Below are 23,420 nucleotides of genomic sequence, written 5' to 3'. Positions count from 1 at the left end.
TTATGCGTTGATCGCAGATTTCCTGCAAGACCGACAATCGTTTAAGTTCTTTATCCGACATAGACACCAACATATCAAACCGTCCGCTAAGAAAATTGCAAAAGTGCATATTCTAAAAGCGGACATTTTTACTTTGGAGAAACCGGACATTTCTATTTTGGAGTTACAAATAGTATTTCGTATAATGTATATTATGTTAAATTGAGTACATGATACTTTAAGTTCATATCCTCCTTGTCCATAAAAGTTAATTTTGAAATTTTTACCAAAGCTATCTTCTATCAGCATATCTATAAATAGTATCCAGATCTTTTTCAATCGAACCAGAAACGATATTAGGTAAAACCTGATTCACCTTCACAAAGATTTTTTCAGGATAGCCGACCTGATACGACTGACAGTCTTTCTGTAAAAAACGATAAAACTCTTGTGCGACAAAATCAGGATCATCCATTTTAGTTCCCAGTGCCTGATTCATCTCTGTAACATTTGCATCATTCATTTCCGTTATCGTTGCCCTTGGTGAAAAATAACGAAATTGAATCGAGGTATTACTATACTCACGTGCCAAGGCTTCGGTAGCACCACGCAAGGCGAATTTACTGGCACAATAACTGACATAACCCGGATAGCCAATGCTGCCAAAGGTAGAGCCAATATGAATGATCTGGCTTGGCTGAGTTTTTGACATCAATGGAATCATGCCTTGTACCAGTTGCAAGGGATAGACCACATTAATCAGCATCATCTGTTCCATCACTTCCTGTGACTGCTGTGAGAACAGACTGAAATCATTGATGCCAGCATTATTGATGTAATAGTGGATTGGGGTATTCAATGTGGCCAGTGCATGAATCAGCTCATCACGGCTCTTCTGCTCAGCCAGGTCACAGCAGATCCCTTGCAGTTGTATATCCGGATAACGCTGTGCCAGTTTTTCACCTAATTTTCGCAAAGTCTGTTCATTACGTCCGACCAAAACCAGATTCAGGCCATTTTTCCCAAGAATATCGGCAATGGCCTGACCAATGCCACCGGTTGCACCTAGAAGAACTGCTGTTAAATTGGACATAGATCACTTCTCTTATGGTTGAATTTTTTAGATGTCTTTTTCTGCTTTGCTTAAAAGTCAGGATTCAGGCCCAGCCCCATACAGATATACAATTTACGCTGCTCAAGTGGCACCAAGATTTCACGTCGGCCATGCATAAAGCGTTTGTTGTCGATAATCACCAGATCACCATCCTGCCAGTCAATTTCTGAGGTCTGGGTTTCACAACGCTCTGCCAGTTCTGCGAGTAAGTCTGAACTGATCTCTGAACCATCAGCAAAATAAAAACGGGGTTTTTCATAATTGTAAGAAGGTCCCAGTAAGGTATTGGCAAAGGCTGGAACACCCTTAAGATTGTCATGGCGGATCATCGGCATATTTAAATGGTAGTGCACTCTCCCATCATGTGCGGGACTGATCCGCTGGCCGGGTATCATCTGGATAAACTGCTGTAGCTCCTGCTGGCCGACTTGCTCTGCATCTTCAATATTCAAGGCAGTGGCCACATACTTCTGCCAGATCGGTTTGGGTAAATAACGGCTAATGGTCATCGGCTCGGTAAATTTCTGCTTGAGAGCATCCGACATATTTTTCCAGACTTCATGCCCATCACATAAGGTAGTCTGCGAACCACGCGAGGCACTTTTCTCACTGAAAAAGGCGATAATATCGGACGGTAAAGGCGTCGTACCATTTTCAATATGCAGTCCCATGGCCTGGGTGCCGGCATCAACTTTCTGAGACTGGCGAGTGACATTTTCGCGTGCAGGATCATAAGTCAGCCGCTGGCATAACCTATTCATGAGTTCACTAAACGAGGTCACGTCATAGTGTTCATGTCTTAACAAAACCCAACCCTGCTCTACTAATTGCGTTTTAATCTGTTTAGGTGTGGTGTTCAAAGCTCGCTGTGCAATATTCATGTGTTCTCTCTCATTCAACAGATCTATGGGTCTGTGAATTATGCAAAAATAAGTTGGGACTCGTCCGGCATCAGTTCAGCCTGAAACTTTTGCTGAATCTGCTGTCTGCGCAGTTTGCCGTTGTCGGTCAACATCTGGTTGTCTAAAGAAAATGGCTCTGGAGACCTACACCAGTGTTTAACCTGCGCATAGTCCGGCATCCGGCTATTGGCCCGCTGAAGTGCTGCTGCCAGTTGCTGGTCTTGCGTATCATCCGGGGCATAAATCACGGCCGAAAGATGTGGCTGGGCTTCGCCAAAAATGGCAATCTGCTGGATTTCCGGCTCGGTCAGACTGTTGGATTCGACCCATTCCGGAGAAATATTACGTCCAAAACTGCTGATAATTATCTGCTTGATGCGTCCGGTAATGTACAAATAGCCATCCTCATCAAAATATCCGGCATCACCCGTATGAATATACGGTGTCGCAGTCATGTCATTGACATAACCCAGCATGGCATTACCCTTCACTACTAATTCGCTGTTGGCTGCAATCTCAACTTCGACATGCGGTAAAATCCGGCCCACACTGCCAATGCGGCGTGCACCCGGCAGATTCAGACTGACCACCGAGGCACACTCGGACAGGCCATAACCCTCATAAACCGGAAGGTTAAGTTGCTTACACTGTTTGAGTAAATCAGCAGAGACTTTCCCTCCACCGACCGCAATAAATTTCAGCGTCTTGAAACCTGCAGCCCCGTGTTCAGCGCTATATTCCACAATCGCTTTCAGCATCTGCGGTAATAAAATCACACTTTCGATTTGATAGCTCTGCAGTGCATTTACAAACCGTTGTGTATCAAAAGTATGATTAGATGTCAGGCCAAACTGGCTCACCTCACCGACTACTACAGCGCGCCCCATGCTCAGTGCGACATAAATGCCGGCAATATTTTCCAGCAAGGTGGCAAATGGAATCAGGCACAAATGCCGTCCAAGCTGACTGCTGGCCAATGCATGACTGAGTGAATGCGTAATTGATTCTATGGTGTCTTCAGCCAGACACACGCCTTTCGGTGTCCCCGTACTGCCAGAGGTATAGGTGATTTTTGCCGGCTGCTGGGTTTGTAAAGAAGATGAATACTGTACTGCCTGTTCTAGCTGAAAAAAGCGTGCATGTAGCTGGCCAGCAATAAAAATCTCATCTCTACTCATGTCTTGAGCCAGATTTAACAGCCATTCTGGTGCAGAGAAAGATTCATCCAGAATACAGAGCAGCTCTGTTTGGCTGTCGGAAAGCAGATGCCGTACTTGGGCTACAGTAAAAAATAGAGGAACAGGTATTACAGTCATGCCGGCTTTTTGTGCGGCAAGATCGACCACAATCCAGTCGATGCTGCTCACGCCCCATAAGGCCAGATGGCGCAGATTAAGCTGCTTGAAACCGGCACTCAATAATTCTACCCGCTGCTGTAGCTCCGCATAGCTGAGGGTTGCCTGTGTGGTGACTACCGCTTCTAGCTGCGGATATTGTCGTGCTTGCAGGCTGATACGTTCAAATAAAGCAGTCATCATTTAAATTCTGTGCCTCGCTGATCAAGCAAAATGCTTTAATGACTAAATTGATAAAATTGACGAGCGACTTGTAGGGCCTCTGCCACATCAATCGCCAGCACATAAGGTTTCTGCTGGTAATAACTGCCCCACAGGCGTTGTGCCTCTCCAAGGACTTGCGGGTCAGCCTTTTCAAGCACATGAAAATGTAATCCCATTTGTTGCAGCACATAACGCACAGCGGCTGTCCCGGTACATACTGCCCATTCGATGTGTTGCTGCGAGAGATGAAAAACCAGAAAGGCCACCATCAGTTTGGCTTTGTCCATATCTAGTGCTGCAAGATTGCCAATTTCTACCACTTTGTCTCGACTGACCTGGGTTTGGCTCAGTTTACTTAATGTGTTTTCAACGGGTTCATCGAGATACTGTTCCAGAAAGGCATTAAATTGATTTAAATGCTGCATACCAATCACCACCTGCATCTCGGCGCCTTGATAACCTGCAAACAGGGTCGAAGAGAAGCTCGATACAGTGGCCTGATGGACTTGCTGATATTTTTCCTGAATAAAATGTTCCAGGCTACGGCGTTCAGGTGTCTCGCTTTGTTCTACAGTTTTGACCGTCAAATGTAGCGATTGATCCTGTGCTGAAATTACCGGATACGCCGGAGGTACTTGTAGTAAAAATTTATTGTGATTGATTTGTTTTTTATATTCAGGCTGCTTGAAATATGTATTTAGAAAGTGAATCTGACTAGATAAATAAGGATCAAAACTGAACTTGATCATTTGGCTCACACCACGAAATTAACTTGCTACTCAAGATAGAAGCCCAAACTTAAAAAATTCTTAATTTTGTGCAAAAGAATGTAAAAGCTGTGTGTATAAAAAATCCAGAGAACGGCCGGTTTTTTTAAGAGCATTTTAAGATTGAAAATTTAAGTTAATCCTATCTCTTGTTAACTGAAACTGTTCTATGTCTTCCTACCGCTCACCTTATAAAGGCACCTCAGGAACGCAGCGTATTTTTAATGCGACCCGTTATTCCCTGGCTGGTTTTAAAACCGCCTTTCAAAATGAGGCCGCCTTCCGGCAAATTCTGCTGATCAACCTTATTTTGATTCCTCTAAGCTTTTGGATGCCGGTTAGCCGGGTTGAGCAAGCACTGATGGTCGCCGTGTGCCTATTGGCGTTGATCATTGAACTGATTAACTCAGCGATAGAGGCAGTGGTAGACCGGATTTCCATGGAACGGCATGAACTGTCTAAAAATGCCAAGGATATGGGCAGTGCGGCTCAGTTTGTAGCACTCAGTTTAATTGCTCTGACTTGGGGCATCATTTTGGCTGGTCATTTGATTTGACCTCTGCTCTTGCTACTGCCTGAAATGGACAACTTAAAAATGATCACTGACCGTTCCCGATTTTTACTGGCCCAAACTTTACTTTTGATCTTCAGTTTTTTGATTCTTCTCAACTTCTTTGACATTGGAGGAGTGCTGGACTTACAGCTCATCTATCCCTTTATCGATGATCAGGGTCAATTTCCCCTTCGACAACAATGGGCACTGGCAGAACTCAATCATCGCTATGTTAAAGACCTGCTGATTCTGGTGTATATCACATTATTACTGGCCTGGTTGGCATCACTAAAATGGCAGAACTGGCATACGCGGCGCTGGGAATTTGGCTATTTCTTTAGCATGGTGGTGCTGACCACGGCCTCGATCGGAATTTTAAAATCTCAGTCGGCCCATGCCTGTCCCTGGGATATGACCATACCTACCCATAACGGGATTTTGTGGGATTTTAGTGCCACTGCGGGCCACTGTTTTCCTGGGGGGCATGCATCTAGTGGTTTTGCGTTGATGGCTGGTTATTTTGTTTATCGCATTTCTAACCGCAAGCGTGCTTATTTTCTTCTGATCGCTGCAGTAATTTTAGGGTTGACCATGGGCTGGGCACAAATGATGCGCGGAGCACATTTCCTGAGTCATAATTTATGGACTGGCTGGATTATCTGGTGCATGAATGTCATTGGCTATACGCTGTTTAGCCATAAACTACCCATAGAAAAGACCACTCCTATACTCTCTAGTATCAGGCAACCTTAACTCCAAAAAAACCAGAAGCTTATTCGCTTAGGCTTCGATTAAAGGAAGCTTGACCTGTACACAAAGGCCACTCAGATTGGTACTTCGCGAAAATTCCAGTGTTCCACCCAAGCGCTCGGTGGCTTTATCTACAATGGATAAACCCAAACCGCTGCCAATTTCTGCATGGTTATGAATCCGATAGAAGCGTTGCCGGATCTGAGTGAATTGAGCAGGATCTATCCCTGCCCCACTGTCTTCAATTTGTAAAACCGCCTGCTGGCCTTGCTGGAAAATTGATACATTGATCACGCCATCCTTCGGACTATATTTAATCGCATTATCAATCAGGTTATAAATGATTGAGTGCAAGGCCGAGGCTTGGCCCTGAATCAACAGTTCCTGCTGCTGCTCTACCCCTAAATCAATCTCTTTTTGTAGCGCTAGTTGAATCAGTTCTTCGATACAGGTGACTGTCATCTGATTCAGTGATAACAATTGAACAGGCTCACTCAAACCTTCGGTCACATCCTGTTTGGCCAGACTTAATAACTGGTTGACCAGATGCTGCATACGCAAAATGCCTTGGCTCAAATTATGGATAGACTCGCTCTGCGGAAACTGCTGTAGCAAAATTTGTACCTGTAAATTCAAAGCCGTCAGTGGCGTGCGTAATTCATGGGCAGAATCTGCTACAAATTGACGTTGTTCCTGTTGGGCCAGAGAAATGCGACCAAACAAATAATTCATTTCCTGAATGGTCGGTTCCAGCTCTAAGGGATAATCTTTCATTGCAATTGGCTTTAAGTCTTGTGCCTTGCGGCTGGCCAATTCAGTTTTAAAATCATTAAGGGGCTGAAAATTTTTCCGGATCATCCAGCCTAAACCGAATAATGCAAAAGGTAAAAAAAGCACATAAGGAAGAAACATATTGGCTGCCAGCTCCAGAGCCAGTTCCTGCCGGACATTTTGCTGCTGGCTCACCTGAATCTGTAATTGCTTACCAGGAATAATATAAGTTAACCAGGTTCCATACGGCGTTTGATGCTTGTAGAAACCTGCTTTCTTGACCGGCGCCACCAGAACATCCTGCGGATGCAAAGAAGTGGCTGTATCTGTATAGGACCAGATATCTACAAATAAATCTTCTTCACTGTATTGTTTGGCTAGATCAATTTGGCTTTGTAAAGGTTGTGGATGATTTTCTGCAATGCGCTCTGCCAGACTTTGCATCTGTTTATCCAGTACTTCATTAATTTCTTCGAGCGCAATTCGGTATGCTGCAAAGATCAGCACACAGCCCAATACCACGCTAAACAGTGAAATATAAATAACCAGACGTTTTTGCAAGGAATAACGTTTCTGCATGGCGCTCATCCTAAACGATATCCTAGCCCACGTATGGTACGGATGAAGTCTTTTCCTAATTTTGCCCGCAGATGATGGATATAGACTTCCACCGTATTACTGCTGACATCACTGTCAAAGTCATAAAGCTTGTCTTCTAAATCATTTTTAGAAAAAATTTTATTCGGATGATTTAACATGGCCATTAAGATGGACCATTCCCGGTTGGATAATTCTATAGCCTGTCCATTAAACAGAGCGATATGCTGCTCTAGATCTAGTTCCAAACTGCCGTGTGATAATTTCTTATTCGTATCTATCCCGGTATTTTTTAAACCACTACGGCGTATTAAGGCATGAATACGGGCCAGCAACTCGTCAAATTCATAAGGCTTGATTAAATAGTCATCTGCTCCCTGATTCAGCCCATCTACCCGGTTTTGTAACTGATCCCGGGCGGAGATAATCAGCACCGGTAAATTCGGAAACTTCTGCCGGATATTTTTTAGCACCAGAATGCCATCCATCATCGGCAAGCCTAAATCGAGCAGGACAATATCGTAGACCTGCTGCTGTAACTGTTTTAAACCCTCAATCCCATTATTGACCCAATGCACATCAAACTGATGCAGCTTGAGCAATGTTTCAGTCGACTCGGCAATCATAAAGTCGTCTTCAATAATTAGTATTTTATGCATTTCAAGCTCTGTTCTTTAATGATGGTGAGCATTGTGCAAGCATATCATTTGTAGCTTCAGTCACTTGCGTTTTTATATCCAGCAAGCTTAATAAACTAGGGAAAAGATGATCCTGACTACGGGCCTGTCCGGTCTGTGTTTTTAAACAGCTTAGCTGCCGGGCATTGTACTGTTGCCAGATATCGGAAAACCACATCAGCATCGGGACATGGGTTTGCTGGGTCGGTGCCATACTATAAGGTGCACCATGCACGTATAAACCATGCTCTCCGGTAGATTCTCCATGATCAGACAGGTACCAGAAACCGGTCTGATACTGTGTTTGCTGCTTTAAAGTTTCAATGATTTGAGCAAGGACATGGTCTGTATATACAATCGAATTATCATAACTATTCTTTAATTCTTCAGCACTACAGCCCTGAATGGCATTGCTATTACAGGTTGGTTGAAATGGCTGATACGGCGTTTTGGAACGCTTGAAATATGCTGGCCCATGACTGCCCATCTGATGCAGCACAATTAACTGCGGTTTCTGGTTATTTTTATCCAGATGCGCCAGATAATCTTTCAGACTATCCACCAAGATTTCATCAAAACATTCACCAGAAGCATCACACCACTTCTGTTTCAGTTGTGCCGGAATCTGATACTTTTGTACCCGGTCACAGGCACCTTTACAGCCTGAGTTATTATCAATCCAGGTCACCTGATATCCGGCGCGCTGAGCAATATCCAGCAAACCTTCACGGTGGCTGGCTAGCTGTTCATCATAGGTTTCACGTGACATGCCCGAAAACATACAAGGCACTGAAACGGCAGTTGCAGTTCCACAAGAGCTCACCTGATTGAAATTAATCACCGCTAACTTGCTCAGTTCAGGATTGGTATTGCGCGCATAGCCATTTAAAGCAAAACTCTCGGCACGTGCAGTTTCTCCAACAACTAGCACCATCAATTTGGGATGATCCTGCATTTGGGCCTGCTGTAACAGATGTGCATCTTCGCCAAAAGCCACCAAAGGTAAATTCGCTTTAGGTGCTTTCTTTTTATAATAGGACAAGGTGGACGCGATGCTATTTTGTGGAGAAAGCATACCCTTCAGATCGCGGTGCTCACGGAAGATGGCGGCATAATCGACATAGAAACAGAACAATAAACCTAGAATCAGTCCGAGTGAGACTACACTGCTCAGGCTTTTATGCACCAGCTGATGCCCAAGCGATGCAGGCTGAATTTTAAGCATCCAGATGATAAAAAGTGGAAAAACTACAAATACTAGTGTCCAGATGACCAGTCGCATTGACCAGAGATCTCGAACTTCGCGGGCATCGGTTTGCAGCATATTCTGAATCTGGTCTGGCGTAATAACGACCCCCAGACTATTGACAAAATAAGCACTAAAACCACCCAAAATGATCAGGGCGCTGGCCAGTATTTTGGCGTTCCATTTCCAGTTCAGCCACTGTAATACCAGATTGTAAAACGCAATAATGATCAGCGCCGTAGCGACCAGTAATACGCCTGCTTTCAGATTGGTATAAGGTGTAAATTCATGGATTTTCTGATAGAAAGCAAAGTTTAGGATCAGTCCTAGCCAAATAGCCAGTAACATATTGAAGCCTGAAAGACTGATCGACTTTTTAGGTCGCTGACTAAAAGAAGACGAATGGGAAAACAGCTTCAGCATGATCCATGGCTCAAAGACTTTAAGATGCTTTAGCCTAGAATCTGAATCTTAAAAATGACTTAAAATGACTTAAAATGACTTAAAATGATTGGATCATTTCATAATATATGCAAACCAGCCCTTCTTTATTTCAAACTCAGAAGAATAAAGATAAGTCCTAACATATGTAGAATCTGGCTAGGTGCAAAATACAGAAAAAATTTCCATCCCCCGGTCACAAAAGAATTGATACTTTTAGACACCGCATGTGCCGCAAGTCCAATCATGACAGCATAAATTAAAGTCAGGTTATGAGGATTTCCCTGTATCACTACACCTGCTACAGCAGCATGCACTTCAAATAAAGAGGCTAAAAAAGTACCTAAGATTAAGCCGCTATCTCCCAGTAAAAGATTCGCGCCGTAAATCCCAGCCTGGATTAAGGTCAAACTGACCGCAATAATCACCGCTTCTTTTATACTGAACATCCGGCTATCAATTTCTTGTATTTCATTAATGCTCATACTGTTATCCGCTTGGGGAGTTCGATAAATCAAGAATCCGGCAGCAATACATAAAATTCCGATGCCCACCAAACTCGGAATTAGCAGAAACTTGAACCATTCTACGCTCACTCCCAGAACAATCAGCAAGAGCTGTAATAAGGTGGCAATACAGGAGATTAATCCCGCACCTGCATTTAATTTAGCACTGGCCTGTCCGGATCGAACTTGCATGCCCAAACTGGCAATTGTAGCCGTACTGGAGACAAATCCCGAGGCTAAGGCAGATAAAATAAGGGCCTTATCATTGGACAGGATTCGTTTTGCCACATGTGCATGGACTGCACAATCAAGATTAAAATGAGTAGTTTAAGGATGATATAGGGATTCAGTACAGCGCCCCACAAGGGCTTATTGGGCATGACCGGCAACGCAATCAATATCAAAGCCAATAAAAGTAGCCCATCTCTTAACTCATAGCTTTGGATCGTTTTTCCGGCAAATTGATGCAATGTCTGTTTGCCCATCAGGATGATCGTGAGTAGAACCGCCATCCCTGCAGCAAGTGGAATATTCCACACACAAATAGCGCCAATGATATAAGTCATCAAAAAAGCAAGTTCAGTGGTAGAGCCGATATCGACAGCGCGAACATAGGCTTAAAAAGATTATTTTTAGGAGATTTAAGCTTAGAAATATCTCACATCTCAATATTTGCGTGGTTGAACATAAAAAAACCTGGAAAGATGCTTATTTTGTTTTCAATCGCCGGTCAGTGTTCTGATTTACGCAATCCTATGTCCTATTAATTGAAATTTCATAGAACACCTTGCTGTTTTATAGTCCAGCTAAAGGTCACGACACAGAACCCATTATGAATACAAATATCGCCACGTTTAGTCCCGACTTACCCGTCCATATGACATTCGAGGAACATGACTGGCATCTTTTGGCTCAGTACTGGTATCCGATTGCACTTGCGCGTGATATTACAGATCAGCCAACAAGTAGTATGCTGCTTGATATGCCGCTGGTGATTTATAAAATGAACGATGAACTGGTGGTGGCGAAAGATGCATGTCCGCATCGCGGTGTACCTTTAAGCTTGGGAAAAAATGACCGCCAAGGCGTGGTGTGTCGTTATCACGGTTTACGCTTTGGCAGTGAAGGTAAATGTAACCGTATTCCTGCACATCCTCAGCATAAAATATCGGAGCGTTTCCATCTGAAAACTTATGCTGCGGTAGAAAAATATGATCTGATCTGGTGTTCGTTAAGCGCTGAAAAGGATGCAGAACCTCATATTCCTCATATGCCTTTTTGGGATGATGCTGAGTATCAGCAACTGGTCTGCCCTCAGATAGACATTCAATGTTTTGCAGGAAGACAGCTCGAAGGTTTTATTGATGTGGCACATTTTGCCTGGGTGCATCCCGATACTTTTGGTGATCCGGAGGATGTAGAAGTTCCTGATTACAGTACGACAGAAACGGAGGTTGGTTTTAACGCAGATTACATCAGCAGTGTAGGACGTTATCCGATTGGAACCGAGCAGCGTGGCCAGGAAGATTTTAAATGGTTACGTCATTTCGAAGTGAGCCTACCCTTTACTGCAACACTTACGATTCATTTTCCGAATAATGCCAAGCAGGTCATCATGAATGCTGCTTCACCGATGACTGCGCGTTCAACACGACTTTTTGCGCCTATTTGCCGCAATTATGATAAAGATTTACCGGTTGAAGATGCCTACGCATTTAATCTAAAAATTTTCGAGGAAGATCGTTTAATTGTAGAAAATCAGAAACCTGAATATTTACCTTTGGACTTATCTTTAGAAGCGCATTTTCCGGCAGATCGAAGCTCGAGTATGTACCGAAAATTACTACGCAAACGGGGATTTAGTCCTTTATTTGCTGCTTAAAATTTTATTCAAAAGAAAGATTCATAATAAATAACCAGGGTTAGAGCTCCTCTGATATTTAAAAATTAATTGGGTTATATATTGATTTCTATGAGGATACATCTTGTTATATAGCCTCATAAGCCTTGTATTCTGGTGAAGATAAGGACTTTTAGAACGATAAAAAAATTTAAGAAGATAAAATTAGTTTTTTATTAAAATAGGTATATAATAAATAAAATCACTTTATTTTACTATTTTAATAAAATTATGGACCAATATTGCACACTGCAGATTTATCAGGAAGATGAATGGCTGGATTGCGCTATTGTTGAGATTGTCGGTCAACAACAAACTGGATGGCAAGCAGCCACGCGCACATCATATCTATTTGAATATGCTATTTCTTATATGAACCTAAGCGATGGGCATGCGCTAGCCTATCATTTACCAGTAAATGTGCAAAATACCTTGCAATCTACCTGGCCAGCCTTCCTGATGGATTTGTTACCTCAAGGTTATGGCCGTAAAGAATTACTCCGTCAGCTTAATTTTTCTGAAAACACTCAGGAACAAGCAGACTGGGCGCTTCTAAAAGCGGGTGCAGGTAATCCGATTGGTAATTTACGGATTAAAGAGGCTTATGAATGGCTACAGGGGCAGTTTCCTGTTCAGCAGAATCATGGCTTTAGCCTAGACCAAGTCGTAGAACGTCAAGAAAACTTTATTGAATCCTTAGCCTCTTATGGACTTTTTATTGCCGGCTCTTCTGGTATTCAGGGCGAGTGGCCAAAATTACTGCTGACTCAAGGTCATGATGACCTGTTCTATCTGGATCACACGCTGACAGATCATCAGGTCAAACAGCATTGGCTGGTGAAATTCAGTCGTGGCAGTGATCAGAATCTAGATAAAATTTTGATGCACGAAGCCTTATATATGAAAATTGCCCAATACCTGGGACTTCGTGTTCATCAGGAACTGGAGCTGCATGGTAAGACTTTATTTATTCCCCGATTTGACCGTAAAGTCAGCGATGGGAAGGTTGAAAGAATTGCCCAGGAAAGTATTGCTTCTCTGGGAGGAAAAGCCGGTTTTGGGGTAAGAATGACCCATAACCAGATCTGTAGCCTGTTGATGCAATGCTGTACTGAACCAAAACAGGAAATCTTTGAATATTTGAAGCGTGATCTTGCCAATGTCGCTTTAGGCAATAAGGACAATCATACCCGTAATACAGCGATTCAACGTTTCAATAATGGAATCATTCAACTAACCCCATTATTTGATTTTGCGCCGATGTGGCTCCATCCAGATGGTATTGCCCGAACTACACGTTGGGAGCGAGATGATCATGGTGGCATGCCAATTTGGCATTCAGTCATTGAACAGATCGCCGAAAGCACGATGATTGATCCACAAGAAATCAAAGCGGTATTAATCGAACAATTACCACTTTATCAGGGGTTACTCGAGCACATGCAACATCTGCAATTGGCACCTGAAATTCTGGAAAATAGCCAGTATCGAATTGATAATATTTGCCAACAATTGGAGGAGCTGAATTATGGATAAACGCTTCAAGCCACTGACTCCGATTCAACAGATGCAAAAGAGATTGTCTGTACTTGAAACCGTCAGTAACAATCCTGACTGGCCTTTTCATCAGGTTGCTCGCTTCATTCGTACCGAGTTGCACCTCACACTCAACGATATGGCTAAAATTACCAAGATTGCTCCCCAGACTCTACAGAAAATGGAACAACCTGAAGGCAATCCAACACTCAAGTCTATGCAGAAATTACTGGATGCTTTTGGTTTAAAGTTAGAAATCAGGGCTAAATCCTGATGATAATCTGATGCTTTAATTGATATTTAGGGGAATTTTAGAGAAGAAGAATGACTTAACAACTGAAAATATGCACTCCTCCAATCTGTTTATTGAGTCCTTGCTCCATCGCAGGAATCCCGGTTTAAATTAAACACGGGATTCACTGGAGGCTGATATTTTCTCATCAGTTTTTTAATGAATAAGTTTACTTTTTAAACATCATTATGAAGAAATATCAACACAGAGATATTTCATTTCAAGGTATTCATCCATACCGAATTTAGACCCTTCACGGCCTAACCCTGATTGCTTGACTCCACCAAATGGCGCAACTTCATTAGAGATGGCTCCGGTATTAATTCCCACCATGCCGTATTCTAAGGCTTCGCCTACACGCCACTGACGTGCTGTACTTTGGGTAAATACATACGTGGCCAGACCGAATTCTGTATCGTTCGCCATCTGAATCGCTTCTTCTTCAGTCTTGAAGCGGAATAACGGCGCCAACGGTCCAAAAGTTTCTTCTTTTGCTATACGCATCTGCTGGGTAACTTCAGTCAAAAGCGTAGGTTCGAAGAATGTACCGCCCAGATTTGAACGCTGTCCACCGGTTTTCACCTGTGCACCTTTGCTCAATGCATCGGCAATATGTGACTGCACTTTTTCAATCGCAGCCTCATCAATTAATGGACCCTGAGTAGAGGCTTCATCACGGCCATCACCCACTTTCAGCTTGGCAACGGCAGCCACCAGTTTTTCTACCAGCGCATCATAAATGCCATCTTGTACATAAATCCGGTTCGCACACACACAGGTCTGTCCACTGTTCCGGAATTTACTCGCCATGATGCCCTGTACCGCCTGTTCGAGATTGGCATCATCAAAGACCAGAACTGGCGCATTGCCACCAAGTTCTAAGGAGAGTTTTTTGATGGTCGGCGCACATTGCTGCATCAGGATACGACCGACTTGAGTTGAGCCGGTAAAGCTTAACTTTTTCACGGTTTCGCTTTCACATAAGACCTGACCCACTGCAACCGCATCACCACTAACATGCAGCAATACATCTTGTGGCAAACCTGCGCGCAAGGCCAAAACTTCAAGCGCATAGGCGGTTAAAGGTGTTTGTTCAGCCGGTTTAACCAGCATGGAACAGCCAGCAGCCAGAGCTGGCGCGGCTTTACGGGTAATCATCGCCGCCGGGAAATTCCATGGCGTGATCGCAGCTGTTACCCCAATCGCCTGTTTGATAACCAATAAACGTTGATGGGCAAGCGTTGGTGTCAACACGTCACCATCAATACGGCGCGCCTGCTCGGCAAACCAGCGGATAAAGGAAGCGGCATAACCAATTTCACCACGCGCCTCAGCCAGTGGCTTGCCCTGTTCAGCAGTCAGGATCTGAGCCAAGGACTCTTTATTTTCCTGCATCAGATCGAACCAGGCCCAAAGCACATCCGCACGTTCAAGAGCTGTCTTGGCTTTCCAGGCTTTCTGGGCTTGCTGAGAACGAACAATCAGCTGTTCTACAGACGCCCGGTCATGGGATTTTACCCAGGCCAAAGTGGCTTGGGTTGCTGCATCGTTGACTTCAATATATTCACCCGTGGCAGGCTGATCGAAGCTGATATCAGGATGCTGTAATAAATCTCTATATTGCGCTTGAAGCATGATCATTACTCTTTCATTAGGCTGCGACAGACAGTGCAAACCCTTGTTTCAAGATAGCCAATCCCGCACGGAACTGTTCTGCCGGAATTGTGAGCGGGTATAGGAAACGGATTACATTACCATAACGACCGCAGGTCAGGATTAACAGACCATTTTGCATGGCATGGTTTTGTACAGCTTTTGCCTGTTCCGCGGTTTCAAGCTCAACTGCCACCATTGAACCCAGTGCGCGAATATCTTTGACCATGCTAGATGACATTTTCAGTTCATGTAAAACATCAACCAGTTCTGCGCCTAGATCATTCGCTCTTTCACAAAGCCCTTCTTCTTCAATGATATCCAGTACCGCATGGGCAGCCGCAACAGCAACCGGGTTACCGGCATAAGTACCGCCCAATCCACCCGGATTTGGTGCATCCATCACTTCAGCACGACCCACAACGCCTGAAATCGGGAAACCGCCGCCCAGACTCTTTGCCATCGTAATCAGATCTGGCTTGGTCTCATAATAATCCATCGCAAACAGTTTACCTGTACGCGCAAAACCAGACTGTACTTCATCAGCAATCAGTAAAATGCCGTTTTGATCGCATAGCACACGCAAGCGTTTCAGGAATTCTGCTGGCACCACATTAAAACCGCCTTCACCTTGTACCGGTTCAAGCACAATTGCTGCTACGTCATGCGCAGCAATATCTTCTGCGAAAATATCTTCGATGCTTTGCATTGCATCATCAACACTAATGCCTTTGGATTCCACCGGATAACGGGCATGGAAAACACCACCAGGCATCACCCCAAAGTCGCGTTTATAAGGTGCAGTTTTACCGGTCATGGCCATCGTCATGAATGAACGGCCATGAAAACCATTACCAAAAGTCACAATGCCATGACGGCCAGTATGGGCACGGGCAATTTTAACTGCATTTTCGACAGCTTCAGCACCAGTCGAAAAGAATGAGGTTTTTGCAGCACCTTGGATGGGAGCGCGTGCATTGATACGTTCTGCCAGAGCAACGTAACTCTCGTATGGTACAACCTGATAAGCCGTATGGGTAAATTTGGTTAATTGTTCAGTGACCGCAGCAATAATTTTAGGGTGACGATGGCCAGTATTCAGTACGGCGATCCCGCCTGCAAAGTCGATATATTGATTGCCTTCTGCATCCCAAATGGTCGAGTTTTCTGCTTTCTCTGCGTACCATTGACACATGACCCCAACACCACGTGGTGTTGCCTGCTGTTTACGTGCATTCAGTGCTGAGTGTTTACTGTCCATTTTGTATCCTCATTCTTGATTCATACGTTGTAAATTTTGCTATCCGGATCTTGGGATAGAAATTTGCCAAAGACTGGCTGATATGGTTCATTTTGCGCTTTTATACGTATGAGACGAGAGCCACTTTGCAGCAGATGGAAGGAGCCAATTGGTCTATTTAAAACGAGTAAAATAGTCAAAATATAAAATTATTTTATTTATAAACAGTTATTTATATTTTTAATAAAAATTGGCTCCTTTTTAAATAAAGAAGCCAATTTAAAAATCCATTGCAAAAATTTAGGATAGGTCATCATGGATTAAATCCAGTCGGTTTAATCAATTAATCCATGTTGCAAAAACTTCGCTTAACCCGGATAGATGCCGCGTTCCTGACGCGCCATTAAAATCCGCTCACAGGCCAGAATATAAGCGGCTGTACGCAAAGAACATCCGGCCTGGACTGATTTTTGCCATACATCCTGTACCGCATTTTTCATGCTGGCATCCATACGCTGATTAATCTCTTCCTCGGTCCAGAAATAACTGGCCAAATCCTGAACCCATTCAAAATAGCTGACCGTCACGCCACCTGCATTACAGATCACGTCTGGCACCACGGTAATATGACGCTCACTCAGAATTTCATCCGCTTCAGTCAAAGTGGGACCATTGGCACCTTCCAGAATCATTTTGGTCTGAATATTTTGCGCGACCTGAGTATTAATCACACCTTCCAGCGCTGCCGGAATAAAGACTTCGGCGGGAATGGTCCAGAAAGCTGATGCAGAAATTTCATCGCTGGCAGAAAATCCCTGAATTTTATGGTGGGTATTTGAGTATTCAAGCAGCTTTTTAATATCAATCCCCTGTTCCTGATACAGGGTGGCGGAATGGTCCTGAACACAGATCACTTTGCTGCCATTTTCCTGGAAAAGCAGCGCAGCTTCACTCCCGACATTACCGAAACCCTGTACACAGACCCGGGCATTTTTTAAATCCAGACCAATTTGCTGGGCAACTTCACGCCCGCTAATAAACACACCACGACCTGTGGCTTTACTGCGGCCCAAGGAGCCACCCAGATGCACCGGTTTTCCTGTAACCACACCAGTAATCGTAGAACCCGCATTCATAGAAAACGTGTCCATCATCCAGGCCATGATTTGTGGATTAGTTCCAACATCCGGCGCAGGAATATCTTTTTGCGGCCCAATAATTAAATTGATTTCTGCTGTATAGCGTCGGGTCAAGCGTTCCAGTTCGCGCTTGGAAAGCTGGCTCGGATCAACCCGCACACCGCCTTTGGCACCACCAAAAGGTAAATTTAGAGCAGCACATTTGATCGTCATCCAGGCCGACAGAGCCATCACCTCATCTAAATTGACATCTGGATGAAAACGCACGCCGCCTTTGCCTGGACCGCGAGTTAAATTGTGCTGAACACGATAGCCTTCAAAATGCTGAACCGTACCATCATCCATGATGACCGGAACATCGACAATCAAACTGCGCTTTGGGCGTCGCAGCATATCCAGTCTTTCACTCAGTTCACCCAGATAAGGCGCTACTTTATCCAGTTGCTTAAGATAATTGTTCCAGGCCGTTGTACCCTGATCGGTGTAGGTCAATCCTTTCATCATCATGTTCATTCTATGATCCTTTTGTTATATGCAGTCGCATGTCCTGGCGGCTGCAACACATCTCTATTCGCCTGTTATGGCAATCATTGCTTGATTCAGGTCTCAGTTCAGCAAGCTCCTAACAAAATCAGTGTCTGGATTTTTCGCTTTAGTTTTAATCGGTATCTGTGTATATTGCCTGCCCGCCTGTATGCTCGCATTCAAGCCGCAGGTACATGATCAAAACGCATACAAGACACTTTACAATGACTGCCTGATCAGACTATTTTGCACCTAGCAATACCGCTCTCACGAGAGCCATTTCAAATTTGTAGGAGAGAGCCAATTGCGTAGCTTGCTTGGAGATTATTTACTGCAGCGATTGCAGCAAGATGTCACAGGAACATTACAGATGCGACTGTTCCGCTGCTTGCGTAACGCGATTATTGATAGCGTATTGGCTCCCAAAACCCGCTTGCCTGCATCACGTGATCTGGCTAAAGAGATTCAGGTATCGCGTAATACGGTGTTAAATGCCTATGAACAATTACAGGCACAGGGTTATGTTGATGCCCGTACCGGTCAAGGTACCTGGGTAGTAGAGAAATTACCCGAATCCTTTTTGGTGAAGGCAGAACAGAATTCTCCTGCCGTTGCAGAAAAAAAAGCACAGCAAAATTATAATCTGTCGCAACGCGGTTCTTACTTGCTCGGCTATTCCGCGGCTTCGCCTTATCAATGGGGAGCCTTTGTACCGGGCGCACCCGATGTAACCGAATTTCCGCATCATATTTTCAGCAAAATCCAAACGCGTTTGAGCCGTGAACCTCAAGTTAACAACCTGATTTACAGCAATGCCGGTGGCTCCTTAGAACTGCGTCAGGAGCTGGCAGAATATCTGAAAATTGCCCGTTCAGTGCAGTGCGATGCTGATCAGATCATTATTACCGAAGGCACCCATCAGGCAATTGATTTGGTCTCGCGTACTTTAAGCGACATAGGCGATGAGGTCTGGATCGAAGATCCAGCCTATTGGGGCGCGCGTAATATTTTACGAATTAATGGCGTCAATCTACGTTCCTTACCGGTGGATCAGGAAGGGATTATTCCCGATCTGCATCCCAAGAAACCACCTAAACTGATTTTTGTGACGCCGTCGCATCAGTATCCTTTGGGCTCACATTTAAGTTTAGAACGGCGCAAACAGTTAATTGCACTGGCACGCCAGCACAATAGCTGGATTGTTGAAGATGATTATGACAGCGAGTTCAGGTTCTCGGGCCAGCCCTATCCTTCTTTACAAGGTTTAGAGCCGGATTCTCCGGTGATTTATATGGGGACGTTCAGTAAGACGATTTATCCGGCCCTGCGTATTGGCTATTTAGTGGTACCAAAACAGCTCTTTTCTTCATTGCGAATTGTAGCTTCGGAACTTTATCGTGGTGGTCACTTAATCGATCAGCAAACACTGGCTGAATTTATCCGTGAAGGACATTATGAAGCGCATATCCGACGGATGCGTTTATTGTATGGCAAACGCCACGCTTTTTTAATTGACCTGATTCGCCGACATTTAGGTGAAGATTTTCTGCATGAATACAATACCGCCGCCGGTTTGCATCTGATTTTAAAATTGCCCAGCAGCAGTGATGATGTCTTGATTGCATCCAAAGCGCTTGAACTGGGAATCAAGGTCAGAGCCTTATCGCAATACTATACCAAACATTATTCCACCCGGCAGAAAGGATTATTACTGGGCTTTGCCTGTGTGAGTGAACAGGAAATTCTGGTGGCTTTCGGGATATTGTTAAAGTGCTTGCGCGAGCATGGGATCCGCACTTTAACTTAGTAAAAACTCAGGGATCAATACAATTATATTTTTAAAATCAAAAAGCTTTTAATTTATTTTTAAAGGGAACGTAAACCTGCTTTTAGCCTGATATTTTAGGTAAGCTTTATTTTTCTGTAAATATTGCCTGCTTATATTTTTTATCTCTTAAGCCAATTGGCTCCTTTGAATTGCTCAAAAATGGCTCTCGTCACTTTACAACAAAAAAGAGAAATTAACCGCATACATGAACAGCATGTAACCGTACTTTAATCAAAGTGTGATCCTGTCTATAGGGCTACAAGGATTCATTTTATTAAGATTAACTTAATATTGGTCAAGCACTGATGAATTCGGTTACAGTTTCAAAGGATAAGATAGCGTAAGCCAAATAAGGAATTTTATTGCCGCTACGCTATTGATATTAAGGGAAATTATATGGCAGAACATCAACATTTCTCCAATTCCGAATCATCAAACGGCTTAAAAAACGGACTTAAATCACGCCATCTCACCATGATTTCAATTGCCGGTGTCATTGGTGGAGCACTCTTTGTCGGCTCCGGTAATGTCATCTATTCTGCAGGACCGGCTGCACTCATTGCCTATACTCTAGGTGGAATATTAGTTTTACTCATCATGCGTATGCTGGGAGAAATGGCGGTACTGAATCCCGACAGTGGTTCATTTTCAACCTATGCGGATCGTGGAATCGGGCGCTGGGCTGGATTTTCTATCGGCTGGTTATACTGGTCTTTCTGGACGTTGCTCATGGGCTGGGAAGCCTTTGTTGCCGGGAAAATCCTAAATAGCTGGTTTCCATTTATCCCGATCTGGGGCTATATGCTTCTGGTCACTGTAGCACTGGTCTGGATTAATCTCCGTGACGTAAAAAACTTTGGTGAATTCGAGTTCTGGTTTGCCCTGATCAAAGTTATTGCCATTGTACTGTTTCTGGTGTTTGGTAGTTTGGCCGTGATGCACCTGTGGCCTTGGGGCGATGCCTCTATGCTCGGTGGTACAACTCATCTAACCGCTCAAGGCTTTATGCCTAATGGGTTTTCATCGGTGATCACGGCCTTATTGGGTGTAATGTTTGCTTATATGGGAGCAGAGATTGTCACCGTAGCAGCAGCTGAAACCAAAGATCCAGCCAAGGAAATTCGTAAGGCCGCTAATTCAATTGTATGGCGTATCATTTTATTCTATGTCGGTTCAATGTTGATTACGGTTTGCCTGATTCCACACAATAATCCTTTATTGAAAGATCCGACCTGGGGTACGTATAGCGTAGCGCTTACTGCACTCGGTATTCCAGAAGCACGCCATATTGTTAATTTTGTCGTGCTCACCTCGGTATGTAGCTGCTTTAACTCCGCACTTTATACCTGTTCACGCATGGTCTATTCCCTCTCGAAACGTGGAGATGCACCAAAGAGTTTCGGTTTAACCAACCGCAATAACAGCCCATGGGTAGGTGTCATCTTTTCAAGCCTGTTTTCTTTCGTGGCGATTTATCTGACTGCCACCGAAAGTATGAATATTTATGATGTCTTGATGTTAGCGACTGGTACCGTATCTTTATATGTCTATCTTGCTATTGCCATTTCTCAGCTTAAGTTACGTAAAAAACTGGAAGCTGAAGGACAAAATATTCCATTCAAGATGTGGTTATTCCCATGGCTCACTTATCTGGTCATTATCTTTATTGTCGGCGCTTTAATTACCATGATTATTGAAGGAACCTATTTTAAAGAAGTGGTTTATACCAGTGTGCTTGCATTATTTATTGTGGGCTTAGGCATCTGTGCACAAAAGTTTAACTGGGGTAAAGCCTCAGCCAAAAAGGAAAAGGCAGCACAGGCCAGAATTAATTTAAGTGATAATCTTTAATTTATTTCTATAGAAATTTTTTAAACACATCAGAATGAATAAATAAATGGAGAGTTAAAAAACTCTCCATTTATTTTATATACAAGCCCAGTAAAAAAGGCCTATGTATGTCTAGATTTTAAATCTCCGTTGATACCTCACCTTTCCTAATCAAATTTCACCTTTCAAGACCACCTCAGCTATCAAAGTGTAGCCAGAAGCTGTTTCATCAGCTTTTTCTGTTCTGGTTGCTCAACCTGATCCGTTTCAACGAATAATTGATAAATCTCGAATACATTCTGTTATGAAATGTTGAGTCCAGCCTCATTTTGCCTAAAAGCTTCTAATATATTTTTTCTTATATGGCCACAATCATTGGAATTGGAAAAGATATGAATCATTATCCTGAAACCCCAGCTTCAACTGAAACACAAGACCATCAACCGGGTGTGCAAACCAAAATGGACCCTGCACCGGAAATTATTAAACCGCATTATAAAGGCAGTGAAAAATTAAAAGGCAAAGTTGCCTTGATTACTGGTGGTGATAGCGGAATTGGCCGTTCTGTATCGGTCTTATTTGCTCGCGAAGGTGCCGATATTGCCATTTGCTATTTGGATGAAGATCAGGATGCACGGGACACCAAAAAAATGGTGGAAGATGAAGGCCGCCGTTGTCTGCTGATTCAATGTGATTTACAGGATCAAGATGAAATCAAGAAAATGGTGGAACAGACCCTTCAGGAATTTAAAACGATTAATATTCTGGTTAATAATGCCGGGGTTCAATACCCGCAAGAAAGTATTACCGATATCTCGCACGAGCAATTACTTAAAACATTTAATGTAAATATTCTGTCGATGTTCCACCTGACTCAGGCGGTGATTCCGCATATGCAAGAAGGTGACAGTATTATCAATACCACCAGTATCACCAGTTATCATGGACATGACCAGTTGATTGACTATGCAAGTACCAAAGGTGCCATCACCACATTTACCCGAAGCCTTTCCACCAATTTATTGAAAAATAAAACCGGCATTCGTGTCAATGGAGTCGCCCCAGGTCCTATCTGGACACCACTCATTCCGAGCAGCTTTGATGAAGAGCAGCTTAAAGATTTTGGTAAAAGTACCCCAATGGGCCGCATGGGCCAGCCAAGTGAAGTAGCACCGGCGTATTTATTTCTGGCCAGTGAAGAAGCTAGCTATATTTCAGGTCAGGTGATTCATGTGAATGGCGGCAGTATTATTAACGGCTAATCGGACAAAGAAGATAGCGGTTCTAGTTGACCGTTATCTTCATCTATTTAATCTTTAGATTTTCATATTTTTTAAAAATTTTGTTTTTATAAAATGATTCCAACAAATACTTACCCTCGTAAAAATAAGCTCTTGTTATAGTAATTTCAACCAAACCTGATGAGGATATTAAGATGCCTAGAGGTGACAAATCAGCCTATACCGATAAACAGAAACGGCAGGCTGAACATATTGAAGAAAGCGAAAAAGAACGTGGTCATTCTGAGGAAGAAGCCGAACGTATTGCCTGGTCGATGGTCAATAAACAAGACGGCGGTGGCAAGAAAAAGAAAACGTCCCACTAAGCAGAATTC

The 23,420-nt window shown here is 43.6% G+C and carries 19 protein-coding genes and 1 pseudogene; 9 read left to right on the top strand and 11 right to left on the bottom strand.

The window, feature by feature from the left end; translation table 11 throughout:
• Window positions 1-271: 271 nt before the first annotated feature.
• From NI462_RS10415 to NI462_RS10400, 4 genes are read right to left on the bottom strand one after another with little or no spacing between them, the layout of a single operon-like run.
• Window positions 272-1,072: an SDR family oxidoreductase gene (locus NI462_RS10415; RefSeq protein ID WP_004280228.1), complete on the bottom strand. Its 801-nt coding sequence runs from the start codon at window positions 1,070-1,072 to the stop codon at window positions 272-274.
• 50 nt (window positions 1,073-1,122) lie between these two features.
• Window positions 1,123-1,974 (bottom strand): TauD/TfdA family dioxygenase, encoded by an 852-nt coding sequence (locus tag NI462_RS10410; protein WP_039902201.1) that lies wholly within the window; start codon window positions 1,972-1,974, stop codon window positions 1,123-1,125.
• Between the two features lie 38 nt (window positions 1,975-2,012).
• Complete coding sequence (locus NI462_RS10405; protein ID WP_228722564.1) at window positions 2,013-3,530, bottom strand: AMP-binding protein; 1,518 nt, start codon at window positions 3,528-3,530, stop codon at window positions 2,013-2,015.
• Between the two features lie 38 nt (window positions 3,531-3,568).
• Window positions 3,569-4,303 carry a thermostable hemolysin gene (locus tag NI462_RS10400; protein ID WP_004280234.1) on the bottom strand — a complete coding sequence of 245 codons (735 nt, stop codon included), beginning with the start codon at window positions 4,301-4,303 and terminating at the stop codon, window positions 3,569-3,571.
• A gap of 187 nt (window positions 4,304-4,490) precedes the next feature.
• Here NI462_RS10400 and NI462_RS10395 point away from each other — a divergent pair, with 187 nt between their 5' ends.
• Window positions 4,491-4,877, top strand: a complete 387-nt coding sequence (locus NI462_RS10395; protein ID WP_004280235.1) for a diacylglycerol kinase — start codon at window positions 4,491-4,493, stop codon at window positions 4,875-4,877.
• 39 nt (window positions 4,878-4,916) lie between these two features.
• On the top strand, window positions 4,917-5,627 hold the full coding sequence (locus NI462_RS10390; protein WP_004280237.1) for a phosphatase PAP2 family protein: 711 nt from the start codon (window positions 4,917-4,919) through the stop codon (window positions 5,625-5,627).
• Between the two features lie 27 nt (window positions 5,628-5,654).
• On the opposite strand, the gene NI462_RS10385 is transcribed toward NI462_RS10390, so the two are convergent.
• The 4 genes and pseudogenes from NI462_RS10385 to NI462_RS10370 all read right to left on the bottom strand — a co-directional run.
• Window positions 5,655-6,974 (bottom strand): sensor histidine kinase, encoded by a 1,320-nt coding sequence (locus NI462_RS10385; protein WP_039902254.1) that lies wholly within the window; start codon window positions 6,972-6,974, stop codon window positions 5,655-5,657.
• 5 nt (window positions 6,975-6,979) lie between these two features.
• On the bottom strand, window positions 6,980-7,651 hold the full coding sequence (locus NI462_RS10380) for a response regulator transcription factor (protein WP_004280240.1): 672 nt from the start codon (window positions 7,649-7,651) through the stop codon (window positions 6,980-6,982).
• Window position 7,652: 1 nt separating this feature from the next.
• On the bottom strand, window positions 7,653-9,338 hold the full coding sequence (locus tag NI462_RS10375) for a phosphoethanolamine transferase (protein ID WP_148334772.1): 1,686 nt from the start codon (window positions 9,336-9,338) through the stop codon (window positions 7,653-7,655).
• 125 nt (window positions 9,339-9,463) lie between these two features.
• A pseudogene (locus NI462_RS10370) lies at window positions 9,464-10,461 on the bottom strand (DUF4010 domain-containing protein); the annotation flags it as partial.
• A 233-nt stretch (window positions 10,462-10,694) separates the two neighbouring features.
• Between NI462_RS10370 and NI462_RS10365 the strand changes: the two are divergent.
• From NI462_RS10365 to NI462_RS10355, 3 genes are all read left to right on the top strand, one after another.
• On the top strand, window positions 10,695-11,744 hold the full coding sequence (locus NI462_RS10365) for a Rieske 2Fe-2S domain-containing protein (protein ID WP_148334773.1): 1,050 nt from the start codon (window positions 10,695-10,697) through the stop codon (window positions 11,742-11,744).
• 249 nt (window positions 11,745-11,993) lie between these two features.
• Complete coding sequence (locus NI462_RS10360) at window positions 11,994-13,298, top strand: type II toxin-antitoxin system HipA family toxin (RefSeq protein ID WP_148334774.1); 1,305 nt, start codon at window positions 11,994-11,996, stop codon at window positions 13,296-13,298.
• Complete coding sequence (locus tag NI462_RS10355; protein ID WP_148334775.1) at window positions 13,291-13,572, top strand: helix-turn-helix domain-containing protein; 282 nt, start codon at window positions 13,291-13,293, stop codon at window positions 13,570-13,572. The genes NI462_RS10360 and NI462_RS10355 overlap by 8 nt, the downstream gene beginning before the upstream one ends.
• 204 nt (window positions 13,573-13,776) lie before the next feature.
• Here NI462_RS10355 and NI462_RS10350 read toward each other — a convergent pair whose 3' ends face one another.
• The 3 genes from NI462_RS10350 to NI462_RS10340 form a co-directional block, all read right to left on the bottom strand.
• Window positions 13,777-15,225 (bottom strand): NAD-dependent succinate-semialdehyde dehydrogenase, encoded by a 1,449-nt coding sequence (locus NI462_RS10350; protein WP_148334797.1) that lies wholly within the window; start codon window positions 15,223-15,225, stop codon window positions 13,777-13,779.
• 16 nt (window positions 15,226-15,241) lie between these two features.
• Window positions 15,242-16,504: a 4-aminobutyrate--2-oxoglutarate transaminase gene (gene gabT / locus NI462_RS10345; protein WP_004646932.1), complete on the bottom strand. Its 1,263-nt coding sequence runs from the start codon at window positions 16,502-16,504 to the stop codon at window positions 15,242-15,244.
• A gap of 347 nt (window positions 16,505-16,851) precedes the next feature.
• Window positions 16,852-18,123, bottom strand: a complete 1,272-nt coding sequence (locus NI462_RS10340) for a Glu/Leu/Phe/Val family dehydrogenase (protein ID WP_171488351.1) — start codon at window positions 18,121-18,123, stop codon at window positions 16,852-16,854.
• A 328-nt stretch (window positions 18,124-18,451) separates the two neighbouring features.
• Here NI462_RS10340 and pdxR point away from each other — a divergent pair, with 328 nt between their 5' ends.
• From pdxR to NI462_RS10320, 4 genes are all read left to right on the top strand, one after another.
• Window positions 18,452-19,954, top strand: coding sequence for a MocR-like pyridoxine biosynthesis transcription factor PdxR (gene pdxR, locus NI462_RS10335; protein ID WP_004646934.1), 1,503 nt, complete (start codon window positions 18,452-18,454; stop codon window positions 19,952-19,954).
• A gap of 417 nt (window positions 19,955-20,371) precedes the next feature.
• On the top strand, window positions 20,372-21,826 hold the full coding sequence (locus tag NI462_RS10330) for an amino acid permease (protein ID WP_004280273.1): 1,455 nt from the start codon (window positions 20,372-20,374) through the stop codon (window positions 21,824-21,826).
• A gap of 371 nt (window positions 21,827-22,197) precedes the next feature.
• Window positions 22,198-23,067, top strand: a complete 870-nt coding sequence (locus tag NI462_RS10325) for an SDR family oxidoreductase (protein ID WP_148334777.1) — start codon at window positions 22,198-22,200, stop codon at window positions 23,065-23,067.
• Window positions 23,068-23,240: 173 nt separating this feature from the next.
• Entirely contained in the window at window positions 23,241-23,411 is a 171-nt protein-coding gene (locus tag NI462_RS10320) for a hypothetical protein (protein ID WP_168386869.1), read from the top strand.
• The last annotated feature ends 9 nt before the right edge of the window (window positions 23,412-23,420 follow it).

It is taken from the genome of Acinetobacter lwoffii (genome assembly GCF_024129715.1).
Classification (GTDB): domain Bacteria; phylum Pseudomonadota; class Gammaproteobacteria; order Pseudomonadales; family Moraxellaceae; genus Acinetobacter; species Acinetobacter lwoffii_U.
This window is presented reverse-complemented; position numbering and strand designations above follow the sequence as displayed.

What these genes read in the sequence shown, in the direction of transcription:
- NI462_RS10385 (WP_039902254.1), bottom strand. Translation starts at nt 6,974, where the DNA reads ATGCAGAAACGTTATTCCTTGCAAAAACGTCTGGTTATTTATATTTCA.
- NI462_RS10375 (WP_148334772.1), bottom strand. Translation starts at nt 9,338, where the DNA reads ATGCTGAAGCTGTTTTCCCATTCGTCTTCTTTTAGTCAGCGACCTAAA.
- NI462_RS10395 (WP_004280235.1), top strand. Translation starts at nt 4,491, where the DNA reads ATGTCTTCCTACCGCTCACCTTATAAAGGCACCTCAGGAACGCAGCGT.
- NI462_RS10360 (WP_148334774.1), top strand. Translation starts at nt 11,994, where the DNA reads ATGGACCAATATTGCACACTGCAGATTTATCAGGAAGATGAATGGCTG.
- NI462_RS10350 (WP_148334797.1), bottom strand. Translation starts at nt 15,225, where the DNA reads ATGCTTCAAGCGCAATATAGAGATTTATTACAGCATCCTGATATCAGC.
- NI462_RS10415 (WP_004280228.1), bottom strand. Translation starts at nt 1,072, where the DNA reads ATGTCCAATTTAACAGCAGTTCTTCTAGGTGCAACCGGTGGCATTGGT.
- NI462_RS10380 (WP_004280240.1), bottom strand. Translation starts at nt 7,651, where the DNA reads ATGCATAAAATACTAATTATTGAAGACGACTTTATGATTGCCGAGTCG.
- NI462_RS10390 (WP_004280237.1), top strand. Translation starts at nt 4,917, where the DNA reads ATGATCACTGACCGTTCCCGATTTTTACTGGCCCAAACTTTACTTTTG.
- NI462_RS10400 (WP_004280234.1), bottom strand. Translation starts at nt 4,303, where the DNA reads ATGATCAAGTTCAGTTTTGATCCTTATTTATCTAGTCAGATTCACTTT.
- gabT (WP_004646932.1), bottom strand. Translation starts at nt 16,504, where the DNA reads ATGGACAGTAAACACTCAGCACTGAATGCACGTAAACAGCAGGCAACA.
- NI462_RS10320 (WP_168386869.1), top strand. Translation starts at nt 23,241, where the DNA reads ATGCCTAGAGGTGACAAATCAGCCTATACCGATAAACAGAAACGGCAG.
- NI462_RS10410 (WP_039902201.1), bottom strand. Translation starts at nt 1,974, where the DNA reads ATGAATATTGCACAGCGAGCTTTGAACACCACACCTAAACAGATTAAA.
- NI462_RS10405 (WP_228722564.1), bottom strand. Translation starts at nt 3,530, where the DNA reads ATGACTGCTTTATTTGAACGTATCAGCCTGCAAGCACGACAATATCCG.
- NI462_RS10330 (WP_004280273.1), top strand. Translation starts at nt 20,372, where the DNA reads ATGGCAGAACATCAACATTTCTCCAATTCCGAATCATCAAACGGCTTA.
- NI462_RS10325 (WP_148334777.1), top strand. Translation starts at nt 22,198, where the DNA reads ATGAATCATTATCCTGAAACCCCAGCTTCAACTGAAACACAAGACCAT.
- NI462_RS10340 (WP_171488351.1), bottom strand. Translation starts at nt 18,123, where the DNA reads ATGAAAGGATTGACCTACACCGATCAGGGTACAACGGCCTGGAACAAT.
- NI462_RS10365 (WP_148334773.1), top strand. Translation starts at nt 10,695, where the DNA reads ATGAATACAAATATCGCCACGTTTAGTCCCGACTTACCCGTCCATATG.
- NI462_RS10355 (WP_148334775.1), top strand. Translation starts at nt 13,291, where the DNA reads ATGGATAAACGCTTCAAGCCACTGACTCCGATTCAACAGATGCAAAAG.